Origin of the sequence: Mesorhizobium sp. M0276 (assembly GCF_040321755.1) — a bacterium.
GTDB lineage: Bacteria > Pseudomonadota > Alphaproteobacteria > Rhizobiales > Rhizobiaceae > Mesorhizobium.
In genome coordinates this window covers 103,315-116,526 of the sequence record NZ_JAMYSC010000001.1, presented here as the reverse complement: position 1 = coordinate 116,526, position 13,212 = coordinate 103,315, and the positions used below count along the sequence as shown (strand labels likewise).

At 62.0% G+C, this 13,212-nt stretch carries 14 protein-coding genes; 8 read left to right on the top strand and 6 right to left on the bottom strand.

What is annotated here, in order from left to right:
* Positions 1-21: 21 nt before the first annotated feature.
* The 6 genes from kdpC to NKJ01_RS00565 all read right to left on the bottom strand — a co-directional run bounded on the left by kdpC (position 22) and on the right by NKJ01_RS00565 (position 5,774).
* The gene (gene kdpC / locus NKJ01_RS00590) at positions 22-588 is read right to left on the bottom strand and encodes a potassium-transporting ATPase subunit KdpC (RefSeq protein WP_352725189.1); all 567 of its coding nucleotides are present in this window, start codon (positions 586-588) and stop codon (positions 22-24) included.
* 75 nt (positions 589-663) lie between these two features.
* A complete protein-coding gene (kdpB, locus tag NKJ01_RS00585; protein ID WP_352725187.1) occupies positions 664-2,757 on the bottom strand; it encodes a potassium-transporting ATPase subunit KdpB in 2,094 nt (697 codons plus the stop codon).
* Positions 2,754-2,969 (bottom strand): hypothetical protein, encoded by a 216-nt coding sequence (locus NKJ01_RS00580; protein ID WP_352599503.1) that lies wholly within the window; start codon positions 2,967-2,969, stop codon positions 2,754-2,756. The genes kdpB and NKJ01_RS00580 overlap by 4 nt, the downstream gene beginning before the upstream one ends.
* A 7-nt stretch (positions 2,970-2,976) precedes the next feature.
* A complete protein-coding gene (gene kdpA, locus NKJ01_RS00575) occupies positions 2,977-4,680 on the bottom strand; it encodes a potassium-transporting ATPase subunit KdpA (protein ID WP_352725185.1) in 1,704 nt (567 codons plus the stop codon).
* A gap of 19 nt (positions 4,681-4,699) precedes the next feature.
* Positions 4,700-4,789 (bottom strand): K(+)-transporting ATPase subunit F, encoded by a 90-nt coding sequence (kdpF, locus tag NKJ01_RS00570; protein ID WP_023759665.1) that lies wholly within the window; start codon positions 4,787-4,789, stop codon positions 4,700-4,702.
* Between the two features lie 760 nt (positions 4,790-5,549).
* Complete coding sequence (locus NKJ01_RS00565; RefSeq protein ID WP_352599825.1) at positions 5,550-5,774, bottom strand: alkylphosphonate utilization protein; 225 nt, start codon at positions 5,772-5,774, stop codon at positions 5,550-5,552.
* Positions 5,775-6,126: 352 nt separating this feature from the next.
* On the opposite strand from NKJ01_RS00565, the gene NKJ01_RS00560 reads away from it, so the two are divergent.
* From NKJ01_RS00560 to NKJ01_RS00525, 8 genes are all read left to right on the top strand, one after another.
* Positions 6,127-7,368: a tyrosine-type recombinase/integrase gene (locus tag NKJ01_RS00560; RefSeq protein ID WP_352725182.1), complete on the top strand. Its 1,242-nt coding sequence runs from the start codon at positions 6,127-6,129 to the stop codon at positions 7,366-7,368.
* A 5-nt stretch (positions 7,369-7,373) separates the two neighbouring features.
* Positions 7,374-7,889 carry a hypothetical protein gene (locus tag NKJ01_RS00555; RefSeq protein WP_352725180.1) on the top strand — a complete coding sequence of 172 codons (516 nt, stop codon included), beginning with the start codon at positions 7,374-7,376 and terminating at the stop codon, positions 7,887-7,889.
* A gap of 117 nt (positions 7,890-8,006) precedes the next feature.
* Entirely contained in the window at positions 8,007-8,225 is a 219-nt protein-coding gene (locus tag NKJ01_RS00550; RefSeq protein ID WP_352725178.1) for a helix-turn-helix domain-containing protein, read from the top strand.
* Between the two features lie 128 nt (positions 8,226-8,353).
* Positions 8,354-8,548 carry a hypothetical protein gene (locus NKJ01_RS00545; RefSeq protein ID WP_352725176.1) on the top strand — a complete coding sequence of 65 codons (195 nt, stop codon included), beginning with the start codon at positions 8,354-8,356 and terminating at the stop codon, positions 8,546-8,548.
* Positions 8,545-9,489, top strand: a complete 945-nt coding sequence (locus NKJ01_RS00540; protein ID WP_352725172.1) for a hypothetical protein — start codon at positions 8,545-8,547, stop codon at positions 9,487-9,489. The genes NKJ01_RS00545 and NKJ01_RS00540 overlap by 4 nt, the downstream gene beginning before the upstream one ends.
* A gap of 176 nt (positions 9,490-9,665) precedes the next feature.
* Positions 9,666-10,397 (top strand): DUF7146 domain-containing protein, encoded by a 732-nt coding sequence (locus tag NKJ01_RS00535; protein ID WP_352725170.1) that lies wholly within the window; start codon positions 9,666-9,668, stop codon positions 10,395-10,397.
* Between the two features lie 2 nt (positions 10,398-10,399).
* Positions 10,400-11,686: a virulence-associated E family protein gene (locus tag NKJ01_RS00530; RefSeq protein ID WP_352725168.1), complete on the top strand. Its 1,287-nt coding sequence runs from the start codon at positions 10,400-10,402 to the stop codon at positions 11,684-11,686.
* 963 nt (positions 11,687-12,649) lie between these two features.
* The gene (locus tag NKJ01_RS00525; RefSeq protein ID WP_352725166.1) at positions 12,650-13,192 is read left to right on the top strand and encodes a hypothetical protein; all 543 of its coding nucleotides are present in this window, start codon (positions 12,650-12,652) and stop codon (positions 13,190-13,192) included.
* The last annotated feature ends 20 nt before the right edge of the window (positions 13,193-13,212 follow it).

Below are 13,212 nucleotides of genomic sequence, written 5' to 3'. Positions count from 1 at the left end.
TCGATCCCCGGCCCGAACCATTCACTCTTTCGCTGCGTCCAGCGCAAGGTTGAGATCCAGCACATTGACCACCGGTTCTCCCATGAAGCCGAGCTCCCTGCCCTCGACACGGGCGTCGACCAGCGCCTTGATCCTGGCCTCGTCGATCCCCCTGGCCTTGGCCACCCTTGCGACCTGGAAGTACGCGGCTTCTGGGCTGATGTCAGGATCGAGGCCGCTGCCTGAGGTGGTGACCAGGTCGATCGGCACGGGCTGGCTCGGATTCTGCGCCTTCAGCTTTTCCGCATCGCCCTTGATGCGGTCGATCAGCTTGGGATTGGTCGGACCTAAATTGCTGCCGCCCGAGGCAGCGGCATTGTAGCCGTCGCCGGCTGCCGAGGGGCGGCCGTGGAAGTAGCGGTCGCTGGCAAAGCCCTGGCCGATCAGTTCGGAGCCGACGACCTTGCCGTCCTTTTCGATCAGGCTGCCATTGGCCTGACGCGGGAACAGTGCCTGGGCGATGCCGGTCATGCCGATCGGATAGATCAGGCCGGTCAGCACCGTGAAGAAGACGATCATGATGATCGCGGGTCTTAGCTGGGTGAGCATGGACGTGTTCCTCAGAGCAATTCCAGGAAAAGTGTGAAACGGTTTTCCGTCCGGAGTTGCGTTAAAAACAAAGAGTTAAGCGAGGCCAAGCGCGGTGACGATCATGTCGATCGCCTTGATGCCGACGAAGGGGACGATGATGCCGCCGAGGCCGTAGACGAGCAGGTTCCGGCTGAGTAGCGCGCCGGCGCCGATGGCACGATATTTGACGCCTTTCAGCGACAGCGGGATCAGCGCGATGATGATCAGCGCGTTGAAGATGATGGCCGACAGGATGGCGCTTTGCGGCGTCGCCAGATGCATGACGTCGAGCGCCTGCAACGGGCCGGTGATTTGCCCGGGCGCGATGTAGAAGGCAGCGAACATCGCCGGGATGATGGCGAAGTACTTGGCCACGTCGTTGGCGATTGAGAAGGTCGTCAGCGAACCGCGCGTCATCAGCAGCGCCTTGCCGATCTCGACGATTTCGATGAGCTTGGTCGGATCGCTGTCGAGGTCGACCATGTTGCCGGCCTCGCGCGCGGCGACCGTGCCGGTGTTCATGGCGACGCCGACATCGGCCTGGGCAAGGGCCGGCGCATCGTTGGTGCCGTCGCCGCACATGGCGACCAGCTTGCCCTTGGCCTGCTCGTCACGGATCAGCTTCAGCTTGTCCTCGGGCGTCGCCTGGGCCAGGAAGTCGTCGACGCCGGCTTCCGCGGCAATGGCCGCCGCCGTCATCGGGTTGTCGCCGGTGATCATCACCGTGCGGATGCCCATCTTGCGCAGTTCGGCGAAGCGCTCCCTGATGCCGCCCTTGACGATATCTTTGAGGTGGACGACGCCGAGCAGGCGCCCGTCGCGCTCAACGGCCAGCGGCGTGCCGCCCGATTTGGCGATCTCGTCGGCGATCGCCTGTAGGTCGCGGACGGTATCGCTGCCGGGCCGCGTCGCGTGGGCGGCGACCGTCGACTGGCTGACATGGGCAAGCACGGAATCGACCGCGCCCTTGCGCACCGACGAGCCATCGATGTCGACGCCGCTCATACGGGTCTGCGCGGTGAAGGGCACGAAGGTGGCGTGCAGCGTTGCCATGTCGCGGGCGCGGATGGCGTATTTCTCCTTGGCCAGCACGACGATCGAGCGGCCTTCCGGCGTTTCATCGGCAAGCGAGGCGAGTTGTGCCGCGTCGGCCAGCTCCTGCTCGGTGACGCCCTTGACCGGGCGGAACTCGGTTGCCTGGCGGTTGCCGAGCGTGATCGTGCCGGTCTTGTCGAGCAGCAGCGTGTCGACGTCGCCGGCAGCCTCGACAGCGCGGCCCGACATGGCCAGCACATTGAAGCGCACCAGGCGGTCCATGCCTGCGATACCGATGGCCGACAGCAGCGCGCCGATCGTGGTCGGGATCAGGGTGACGAACAGGGCGACGAGCACGGTGACCGAGATATAGCCGCCCGAATAAGTCGCAAAGCTTGGGATCGTTGCGGTGGCCAGCACGAAGATCAGTGTCATGCCGACGAGCAGGATGTTGAGCGCGATCTCGTTCGGCGTCTTCTGGCGCTCCGCGCCTTCGACCAGCGAAATCATCCGGTCGAGGAAGGTGTGGCCGGACGCCGCCGTGATGCGTACGCGGATCCAGTCGGACAAGACCTGCGTGCCGCCGGTGACCGCCGAGCGGTCGCCGCCGGATTCGCGGATGACCGGTGCGGACTCGCCGGTGATCGCCGCTTCGTTGACCGAAGCGACGCCTTCGATCACCTCGCCGTCGGACGGGATGATGTCGCCGGCCTCGACCAGCACCGCATCGCCGACCTTGAGGCTGGTGCCGGGCACGAGTTTGTATTTCGTACGGTCTTCGCCGGTCAAAAGTTTGGCCTGGGTCTCGGTGCGCGCCTTGCGCAGCGAATCCGCCTGTGCCTTGCCGCGGCCTTCGGCGACCGCTTCGGCGAAATTGGCGAACAGCACGGTGAACCATAGCCAGATGATGATCTGCAGCGTGAAGCCGAGATTGCCGCCGCCGGTGACCAGGTCCTTGACGAACAATACCGTGGTGAGCGCCGAGACGACGGCGACGACGAACATCACCGGGTTCCTGGCCAGCGTGCGCGGGTCAAGCTTGCGGAAGGCGCCGCCAATGGCGGGAAGCAGGATGCGGGCATCCATGATGCTTGCTGATTTCGAGCGGCTCATTTTGAAGCTCCGGCTTCGGTGTTGTTGGACGGCACTGGATGATCGGATGCCGAAAGGAAGTGCGGCGGCCCGTAGACCAGCAACCAGAGGACGAGCATGACTGCCGCGAGGCCGAGAAAGGTCGACAGGGTCGGGAAAGGAGGAGGTCTCTCCTCCTTCCCGTGATCGCCACTGTGGCTGATGTTGCGGCGCTTGGTGCTGAACCAGGGCATGACAGCCTCAGAAGGTCTGCCCGTGGATCATTGCCAGGTGTTCGATGATCGGCCCGACGGCGAGCGCCGGGAAGAAGGTCAGACCACCGACGATGAGGATGACGCCGACCAGCAGCCCAACGAACAGCGGGCCATCGGTCGGGAAGGTGCCGGCGGAAGCCGGAACCGTCTTCTTCGCCACCAGCGAGCCGGCGATGGCCAGTGCCGGGATGATGACCAGGAAGCGGCCCATCAACATTCCGATGCCGATGGTGATGTTGTACCAGGGCGTGTTGCCGCTGAGTCCGCCGAAGGCCGAGCCATTGTTCGCCGCAGCCGATGTGTAGGCATAGAGAACCTCGGAGAAGCCGTGCGGGCCGGCATTGCCCATCGACGCCACACCGGTCGGCAGCACGACCGCGATGGCGGTGAAGATCAGCATCGCCAGCGGCAGGCACAGGATGGCCAGCATCGCCATCTTGACCTCTTTGGCCTCGACCTTCTTGCCGAGATATTCGGGCGTGCGGCCGACCATCAGGCCGGCGACGAAGACGGCGATGACGATGTACATCAGGATGCCGTAGAGACCGGCGCCGACACCGCCGACGATGACTTCGCCAAGCTGCATGTTGATGATCGGGATCATGCCGCCGAGCGCGGTGAAGGAGCCGTGCATGGCATTGACGGCGCCGCAGGAGGCGGCGGTGGTGATGACGGCAAACAGCGCCGACAAGGCGACGCCGAAGCGCGTCTCCTTGCCTTCCATGTTGCCGCCGTCGATGCCGAGCGCATGCACCAGCGGGTTGCCGGCGGCTTCCGCCCAGTAGCAGATGATGACGCCGGCGATGAACATGACGCCCATGGCCGACAGGATTGCCCAACCCTGGCGCTGGTTGCCGATCATGCGTCCGAAGACGTTGGTCAAGGCTGCACCGATGGCGAAGATTGACACCATCTGGATCAGGTTGGAGATCGCGTCGGGATTCTCGAAGGGATGTGCGGCATTGGCGTTGAAGAAGCCGCCGCCATTGGTGCCGAGCATCTTGATGGCAACCTGCGAAGCGACCGGGCCGACGGCGATGGTCTGCTGTGCCCCTTCGAGCGTGGTGGCGTTGACGTAGGCGCCAAGCGTCTGCGGCATGCCGAGCCAGACAAAGACCAGCGTCAGCACGATGCTGAACGGCAACAGCAGATAGAGTGTTGAACGGGTCATATCGACCCAGAAATTGCCGATCGACTTGCCGGAAGCCCGGGCAAAACCGCGGATCAGAGCAATGGCAATGGCGATGCCCGTGGCCGCCGAAAAGAAGTTCTGCACAGTCAGGCCAGCCATCTGCACGAGGTAGGACATCGTGCTCTCGCCGCCATAGTTCTGCCAGTTGGTGTTGGTCATGAAGCTGGCGGCGGTGTTGAAGGCCAGACCTGGCTCGACCGCGGTCATGCCGGCGGGATTGTAGGGCAGGCTGCCTTGCAGGCGCTGCAGGACATAAAGCACCAGGAAGCCGGCAAGGTTGAACAGCAGCAGCGCCGCCGCGTAGGTGGTCCAGTGCTGCTCCTCGCGTTCGCTGGTTCCGCAAACGCGGTAGAGCCCGCGCTCGAGCGGGCCGAAGAGTGGCGAGAGCAGCGTGCGGTCGCCCTTGAAGACGCGGTGCATGTAGCCGCCGAGCGGCTTCACCAGCAAAATGATGATCCCGCAATAGACCAGGATCTGTATCCAACCGTTCAGGGTCATGTCTGTGCTTTCGGTGCCTTCAGAAGCGTTCAGGACGAACGAGCGCGTAGGTCAGGTAGGCGAGCAGGAACAAGGTCACGCCACCGCTGAGGATGTAGTCGAGAAGCATGGTCTTATCCTCAGCTCAAATTCTGTCGCATGCTTTGACGAAGGTGAAGAACAGGGCGAAAGACAAAACCCCGATCCCGAGAACAATGATGTCCATTGTGTTTGTTCCTATCTGTACTTTGCGCCCTTGAGGAAAAGGTTCGCAAAATCGTGAAAACGGCCCGCCGCACACTTTGCCGCCGACGAAACCGGTTGTGTTTTCTCAAGGGGGATATGGACCCGATCGCCATAAAGGTTCGAGACGGAGCGGGGCGGAAAGAAATAGGAATTTCATAAAGGTTTTGGCCTGGCGACCATCCAAGGCGTCGCGGCCGGTGCGTCGTGCACGCTCTACCGGCTGGCCGTCACGCCGGCCATGCGGGGCATCATGGTGCAGCCGGTCCGAAACGCCGAAAAGGCCCGGAGGCAAGCCGAGCCGGGCTTTCTATGGCCGGGATGGCTTTCACCCCAAAGATGGCAGGCGCCGTCATTGCTGAACGGATTTGGCCGGCATTCCAATGTCGTTCTGTATTCCTATGGCATCCGAGGGCCATTCCCGCATTTCCGGGGAGGCATCGCTGGACTTGAGGATCGACACTGCCTGCGCTGCCATATCGGCCGGCGGTTTTTAGTTGGCGGCCATAGCGGCCATATAGGCGAAATAGCCGGCTGTGACGGCACACCCTATCGAACGATGTACTGCTCGCAGCCAGTGGGCTGGACGGGACGTAGCGGTTGAATTGATATTTACCGAAGCTGGATCTTGATTGCCGCCTTGAGGGTCACGCCTTCTTCACGAACTCGGTTTTGAGCACCAGGCCCTTCACTTGCTTGGTGTTGCATTCGATCTCGCCGGGATTGCCGTTGAGGCGAACGTTCTTCACCAACGTGCCCCGCTTGATCGTCTCCGAAGTGCCTTTGACTTTGAGGTCCTTGATCAGCGTGACGGAATCGCCGTCATTCAATTGAGCGCCATTGCTGTCGCGCACGACTACATCGTTTGGCATGCCGTCTCCTGTGATTTGGATCACCACTACCAGATCGCGCAACAATTCCAAAACCGGCTTGTGGGCGTTCACACATGCACCCTTGCTAGCCGACAAGATCACCGCGAATTTGGACACCAGAATAGGGCATTGATCCTTCTGGCGCCCCTTACGAAACGCAGCGATATCAGACGATTCTACCATTTTTGTGGATTGGCGGAGAGAGCGTCCGCCGAAGGTGGAGTGTCATGGGGTGACGCACGGTGACAGGCTAACCGAAAATCCCTGCAAATACAACGAAGTTGCCCATTCCAACAGGTCGAGCGCTGACATATACTACCTTTCAATGACACCAAGGAAAGGTGCAAGTGAAATGGCCCGCCCCACCAACAAGCTCTCCGCTCAGGAGGTCAAGTTCGAAGCAAGGCCGGGACGCCACAGCGATGGCGGCGGCCTCTACCTTCAGGTTGAGCCGAGCGGGTCGAAATCTTGGGTCTTCATGTGGAAGCGTGACGGTAAGCGCACAGCGATGGGGCTGGGACGTTATCCCGATACCGGCCTGGGCGACGCGCGCGGGAAGGCTGAGGCGGCTCGCAAGAACCTCGCTGCTGGCCGCGATCCCTTGCTGCATGCGCGCCAAGAGGCGGATCGCGAGGAGGCCGAGCCGACCTTCGCTGAGGCAGCCGAGGCTTTCCTCGACGAGGATAGAAAGGCCTCGTGGAAGAACGCCAAGCACCGGGCTCAATGGGAAATGACGCTCGGCGACGCCTATTGCAGGCATCTCAGCTTGATGAAGGTGTCGGCAATCGGCACCGAAGACGTACTGAAGGTTCTGAAGCCCGTCTGGTCGGCGAAGCCCGAGACGGCGTCGCGCCTTCGCGGTCGTATCGAGCGTGTGCTCAGTTTCGCCAAGATGCGTGGCTGGCGGTCAGGCGAGAACCCGGCGCTGTGGCGCGGCCATCTCGATGCGATCCTGCCGAAGCCTGAAAAGCTGAAGCGGCGCGGTCATCATCGTGCAATGGCCTATGGGAGCGTCCCGGCGTTCATGCAGCGCCTGCGCGAGGCCAGCGGCATGGACGCAAAGGTCCTTGAGTTCACGGTGCTTACTGCCGCGCGGTCCGGGGAGACCGTCGGCGCGACATGGGACGAGATCGATTTCGAGCAGAAGGTCTGGACGGTCCCGGCAAGCCGCATGAAGGCCGGGCGCAGGCACGAGGTGCCGCTGTCTCCACGCGCCGTTGCGCTCCTGCGTTCGCTGCCGAAGGGCAACGATAACCCGCACGTTTTCCTCGGCTTGGGTAAGGGGAAACCGATCTCGGCTGCCTCGATGGAAATGTTGTTGCGCCGATGGGAACTCAAGGACCAAACGACCATCCACGGCTTTAGGTCCTCTTTCCGCGACTGGGCCGGTGACTGCACCAATTTTCCGCGTGAGGTGGCAGAGGCCGCGCTGGCGCATGTCGTCGGCGACAAGGCCGAGCAAGCTTACCGGCGCGGAACGGCACTGGAGCGTCGCCGAAAGCTGATGAGCGCGTGGGCCGACTTCCTCGCCAGCGGCAACGCCAAGTGCAAGGTGATCCCGTTGGCCGGACGGCGCAAGGCGGCGGCAAAGTAGGGGCCATGGGCAAAAGGCCCGACAGCCACAAGGCCATCCGCGCGGCTTATCTGAAGGCGATGGCCGACGAGGGCGACGAGACCGGCGTCTTCGCCCATATCGTGAGGATGCTCTGGAGGTCCGAAGATCCAGAGCAGCGGATGGCGGCCCGAATTTTGCTCAGGTACTCCAGAACAGGTCGCTTCTCGGAAGCGCCAAAGGCGACGATCGGCAAGCCGACTGGTCCGGTCAAATGCAAAAGGACGCCGACCGGCGAGCGCAGGGAGTGCGAGGTTCTTCGCAGCGAGATCGCACTTTCGGCTTTCCACCACCTTGCACCCGACCCCAAGCCTCCCAAGTTCACGCTGGCGGCGATCTTCGACGCGGACGAACGGCGGAGCTCGCTACGTCGGCGCAAGCTAGGGAAGGCGGTCGCCGACACGGCCCGGTACTTTGGCATCAGCGAGAACGTGGTGCGCGACTGCTTCGAGGAGCACTATGACGAACTGTTGCTGTTTGGCGACGTGATCACATGGTCATGACGAAGAGGACGCCGGATCGGCCTTTGAAATCGTCATGAAACTGCCAAATCATTGTTTTGCAAAGCGATTTCAATAGTGTTGTCATGGGCTGACCAACGCTTTCGAGAAGTGCCAGCCATGAACACCACTGCAGGGGCCGAGCGCACCGATCCCATCGTGGACCTCCTTTCGAAGCTGCCCGACAACCGGGTTTCCTATTCGATCAAGGAGGTCGCCGAGATGACCGGCCTGAGCAAGAGGACGGTTTTGCGGCGCATCGCCGACGGCAGCCTTCCGGCGGTCCGCAGCCAGGGCAGGACACTGATCCTGAAGGAACTCAACCCCGAGGCAGCCTAGACCCGCTGACAGCTACCCTGCGCGGCGGGCCAAGGTTGTTTTCAGGCTGGTGAGACGGCCCGAAACTACTCCCCGTTTGAAGCGCAGGTCAACTGCCCGACCCCTATGCGAGAGGGAGGACGCGAACCATGCGCGCACCGCACCCAGATCAACGGCTCCTGCGGGAGCAACTCGAGACCTACCGGGCGCTGCTCGATCTTCGGGAACACGATATCGACCGGCTCCACGCCGAAAGTGAAGCCTTCCTCCGACTGCTCGATTTTCTCCTGTCCGCGGGCCTCATCGAAGCGGCGCGTGAAGCGATCCGGGAACGGCTTCAATGAGGAGGGGAGCAGAAATTGCGGCAAGCCGTAAAAACGGCGCTGGCCGGCACCGAGGCTACATCTTCGACTATCGCCCGCGAGCAAAGACACTTGCGCTGCTCGATGACGTGCGGGCCGTCATGAACGAATATCGCGGTTATTGGCCGCTGACATGCCGGCAGGTTTTCTATCGGCTGGTCAGCACCACCGCGCTCTATCCGAAAACGGAACTCTTCTACGGCAAACTGTGCCACCATCTCGCGAACGCACGCCGGGGTCGGGCAATCCAGTTTGGCGCGATCCGCGATGATGGCTTAACCACCTGTAGCCTCGACCATTTCGACAATCATGAGCATTTCCTGCGGCACGTTCGTGAGCTTGGAAAAAACTACACGCGCAACAAACTTGCCAGGCAGGAAGTCCACATCGAGGTGTGGTGCGAAGCGGCAGGCATGCTGCCGCAATTGCACGCGGTCGCCGAACCGTACTCGATCCCGGTCTATTCGTCCGGCGGCTTCGACAGCCTGACGGCAAAGAAACGTCTGGCAGACCGCATCTGCAAACTCGGCAAACCGGCCATAATCCTTCACCTTGGCGACTTCGACCCGAGCGGCGTTTCAATCTTCGACAGCGTGGCCGAGGACGTGGCCGCTTTCGTGGAAGCCGACCGGCCCTGGGCGACGGTCTCGGTTGCCTTCGAGAGAGTTGCCCTGACTGCCGAACAGGTCCGTCAATACGATCTGCCTACTGCGCCGCCCAAGGCATCGGACACGCGCTCGAAATCGTGGCAGGGTGGAACTTGCCAGTTGGAGGCGCTGCCGCCCGACGTGATCGCGGACATCCTTCGGGCGACGATCAACAGGCATTTCGATCTCGAAGGTCTCCATCACGACCTGCGGCAAGAGGAAACAGATCGGCGCAGGATCGCTGGGGCGCTTCCGGTTCCGGGAGGCGCGTCATGATGCGTTTCTCGCCGAAGGTAATGGCCCGGCAGCTCGGAGGCGATGCGCTGCAGAGCGGGCGTGTTCTCTGTCCGGGTCCGGGCCACAGCCGAAGAGACCGTTCGCTGAGCGTTTGGTTTGACCAGGAAGGGAAGCTGCGTGTCCGCTCATTTGGCGATGACGACTGGCAGACATGCATGGACTATGTTCGCGAGCGCCTCGGCCTGCCGGCGTTCACACCCGGCTCGCCGCGCCCGGCGCCGCCGCAGCCGTGCTTCCGTGATCATGAAAACGCGCGCATCGATGAGGTCAGCCGGAGGCAGAAGGCGGGGCAACTATGGGCCGAGGGTATTGGTCCCAGCGGCACACTGGTGGAGACCTACCTCGCCTCGCGCGGCCTGATGCTGCCTCCCGAAGTCGCCTTTCGCACGATCCGATTTCACCCGGCCAGCCCGTGGCTGGACGAGAGCGGAGAGGTCGTCCGTGCCCCTGTCATGATCTGCCGGTTCTCGCCGAGCGAGAACGATCTCGATCCTGAAGCGCCGCCGAGCGCCATTCATCGCACGCGCCTGAAGCCGGACGGCTCGCGCCATCTCGGCAAGAAGATGCTCGGCGCGGTAGCAGGCCAAGTGATCAAGTTGTCGACGGACGAGGACATTACCCTCGGGCTCGGGATTTGCGAGGGCATCGAGACAGGGCTTGCGATCATGGAGGCGGGTTTTCGTCCCGTCTGGGCGCTTGGCTCGGCTGGGGCGGTCGCCAACTTCCCGACGCTCGCCGGGATCGATTGCCTGACGGTGTTCGCCGATCATGATGGCCCCGGCCTCGCCGCCGCGCAGCAATGCGCCGAGCGCTGGATCGCCGCCGGCAAGGAGATATTCATCCGGTGGCCGCGCTATCTCGGCCATGACTATGCAGACGAGGCATGATCATGACGGGCGACGAAGACAATGTACTTCATCTCACGCCGCGCACCGACGAACCCGACGCCACCGCCGAGCACGTTGCCAATCCGCTCAACTTACGCCGCGAATTGCACCGCAACGCCCTGACAAAGGGGCTGGTCCGATACAACGAGTTCTCGCAGGAAATCGAGCTTGCGCGTCCAATCCCGCGTCCGAACATGAAGATGCCGAAGACTTTCGTGCCCTGCGCATGGACAGACGCCGACGATACGGCACTGATCGAACACTTCAATCACCGAGGCTTCCGCCGCGTGGGTCGCTCGCTGGCGCGTGACGTGATCGAGCTTGAGGCTCGATCTCATCCTTTCCATCCGGTGCGTGAGTATCTCGACGGCCTTGTCTGGGACGGCCAGCCGCGCCTGTCGCGGTTTTTTCTCGACCATTGTGGTGCTGTCGTCGACGAGGAAACCGACGCCGACAAGGCGGCGGCCTTGAGGTACGTCGAGGCGGTAACGCGGTGCTTCTTCGTATCGGCAGTTGCGCGTGTCTACATGCCCGGCTGCAAGGCCGACACCATGATCGTGCTTGAAGGCCCGCAGGGCTCGCAGAAATCTCAGCTTCTGCGCGCGCTTGCCATTCGCGACGAGTGGTTTTCCGACAGCTTACCGCACGATCTCGAAAGCAAGGATGCTCGCGCGCACCTCGCGGGCCGCTGGATTGTCGAAATGAGCGAGGTCGCGCAATTCCGGCGCTCCGAGATCGAGACCCTGAAAGCCTTTCTGTCCTGCCAGATCGACAAGTATCGACCCGCCTATGGCCGCACCGCTGTCGCCGTTCCGCGCCAGTGCGTCTTCGCCGGCAGCACGAACGCCGACACGTATTTGCAAGATCCGACCGGAAACCGGCGCTTCTGGCCTTTCCGGGTCGAAAAGATCGATCTCGGCGCGGTGATGAAGATCGTCGACCAGCTGTGGGCTGAAGCCGTCACCGCTTGGCGTGCCTGCGAACAGTGGTGGCTTGCCCAGGACATCGAGGCGATTGCGGCGGACCAGCAGGAAGACCGCGTCGTCACCGATCCTTGGCATGACAAGATCGCCGATTTTGTCAGTACGCGACGGACGGGCGTCTGGTTCACCACCGCCGATATCCTCCATCATCTCGACATTGATGAGGGACGTCGCGACCGTTCTCACGAAATGCGCGTCGGTGCCGTGCTGCGTCGACTGAAATGCGAACGCAAGAAGCGGCGCGGCGGCCCCAACAAAAAGCCGCACTGGGCATATCGGCTGCCACCGATCGAGGACAGCCGGTGAGGTCTTGTATCTCGTTCCCACCCTTTCTGTCCGCAAGAAGCCGGAAAAGCCGGTTTGAAAAAGATGTGATCGAGAAAAGTAGGCTTTGAACTGTTCCCACCATACCTACCTTCATACCGCCGTTGAAGGCGTTGGAAACAAAGGAAAGTCGGCGAGGGTTTGTTCCTACAGTACCTACCGTTCCTACCTATAGAATAGAGGTATCGTGGGTAGGAATTACGAACTCTATAGGAAACACTGGGAACAAGAGGGAACTGGGAACAGGCGAAGGCTACCTAGTGGTCGAAATTTAACGCTTGGTCCTCTCAGCACGGCGGATGCGGAAGGCACGGGACGGGGAAGACGGTGGTCTGCTCCCGGACAGGTACCATGCCGCCGAACACGTCCCGACTTCTACTTGCTTGTCGTCCGCCTGCGATCCCGAGATCGCTTCTGATAATTATGCCATCGGATCGTCTGCGTGTGAGCGCCAACAAGCCTATATCCGATATTCTGAGCGACTTGAACGATGATGCTAGTGCCCCAGAGCGTCCCCAAACCGCCCACCGCGAATGCGATTACTCCTTGTGTGCCGCCGCCAGCGCTTTTCCCTAAAGCTAAGCCAACTCCGAAACTACCAGCCCAAAGGCAGACCTGACCTGCAATCACGGGCAAGACGAGCCAGAGCGCAACGCCCGTCTCTCGGTAGCGGCGCTCGGAGTAGGTGCTGATACCGGCTATGAGCAAAACGCCGAGTACTAAGAGAACGGTCGACCTGGCAATGATTTCTGCTATCGACAATGTCATCTCTCTGCCCTTGCGACTTTGCGCTTATCCGATTGTGCCAGTCGGCCGGAATGTCCGCAATTAGGCAAGCGGCGGTCTACGGCAAGTAGCCGCAACTGGGCGCTGCGGACTAGGTGACCGTGTCTTATGCAGGGGTCCCGGGGTGGCTCGCAGTCCTGCATTGCGATACTCTGAGCCATGCTTCAAAACACACGCCATGAATGCTACGCGCGGCACCGGGCAAAGGGCAAAAGCATCGACGAAGCCTATGCTCTCGCCGGCTATCGGCCCAATCGCGGCAACGCGGCTCGCCTGAACGCAAATGAAAGCATCAAGGTCCGCGTGGCCGAGTTACAGGGCGAAGCAGCCGAGAGGGCCATCGTGACCATTGAGAGCATCGCTCGCCAGCTTGATGACGACCGCCAGCTTGCCCGTGAGTTGGGACAGGCAGCTGCTGCCGTGAACGCCACCATGTCAAAGGCGAAAATCTACGGCCTGGTCACCGACCGTCATGAGGTCGAGAGCGTGGCGCGCAAGCCGATGCGCGAGCCTGGAGCCGCCCCGCAAATGTCGCTGCAGGAGTGGGAGGAGCGGTTCAAGCCGAAGACCTCCGCACCGCTGCCGGGAAACGGCGAGCCCTCCGCCGAACCGAAGACGGCGGAGCCGGAGCGCGAGATCGGGATCATGGAGGCCATCCGGCGGGCCAAGGCCGGCAGGCGGGTGAAGTCGGGTTCGACCTAACGTCGCTTGGACATCGCCGA

Bases quoted from the DNA above. Each gene is read 5' to 3' on its own strand.
- NKJ01_RS00565 (WP_352599825.1), bottom strand. From the start codon at position 5,774: ATGCCAAACGATGTAGTCGTGCGCGACAGCAATGGCGCTCAATTGAAT.
- NKJ01_RS00535 (WP_352725170.1), top strand. From the start codon at position 9,666: ATGGACTATGTTCGCGAGCGCCTCGGCCTGCCGGCGTTCACACCCGGC.
- NKJ01_RS00550 (WP_352725178.1), top strand. From the start codon at position 8,007: ATGAACACCACTGCAGGGGCCGAGCGCACCGATCCCATCGTGGACCTC.
- NKJ01_RS00545 (WP_352725176.1), top strand. From the start codon at position 8,354: ATGCGCGCACCGCACCCAGATCAACGGCTCCTGCGGGAGCAACTCGAG.
- kdpA (WP_352725185.1), bottom strand. From the start codon at position 4,680: ATGACCCTGAACGGTTGGATACAGATCCTGGTCTATTGCGGGATCATC.
- NKJ01_RS00540 (WP_352725172.1), top strand. From the start codon at position 8,545: ATGAGGAGGGGAGCAGAAATTGCGGCAAGCCGTAAAAACGGCGCTGGC.
- NKJ01_RS00555 (WP_352725180.1), top strand. From the start codon at position 7,374: ATGGGCAAAAGGCCCGACAGCCACAAGGCCATCCGCGCGGCTTATCTG.
- kdpB (WP_352725187.1), bottom strand. From the start codon at position 2,757: ATGAGCCGCTCGAAATCAGCAAGCATCATGGATGCCCGCATCCTGCTT.
- NKJ01_RS00580 (WP_352599503.1), bottom strand. From the start codon at position 2,969: ATGCCCTGGTTCAGCACCAAGCGCCGCAACATCAGCCACAGTGGCGAT.
- NKJ01_RS00525 (WP_352725166.1), top strand. From the start codon at position 12,650: ATGCTTCAAAACACACGCCATGAATGCTACGCGCGGCACCGGGCAAAG.
- NKJ01_RS00560 (WP_352725182.1), top strand. From the start codon at position 6,127: ATGGCCCGCCCCACCAACAAGCTCTCCGCTCAGGAGGTCAAGTTCGAA.
- kdpC (WP_352725189.1), bottom strand. From the start codon at position 588: ATGCTCACCCAGCTAAGACCCGCGATCATCATGATCGTCTTCTTCACG.
- NKJ01_RS00530 (WP_352725168.1), top strand. From the start codon at position 10,400: ATGACGGGCGACGAAGACAATGTACTTCATCTCACGCCGCGCACCGAC.
- kdpF (WP_023759665.1), bottom strand. From the start codon at position 4,789: ATGCTTCTCGACTACATCCTCAGCGGTGGCGTGACCTTGTTCCTGCTC.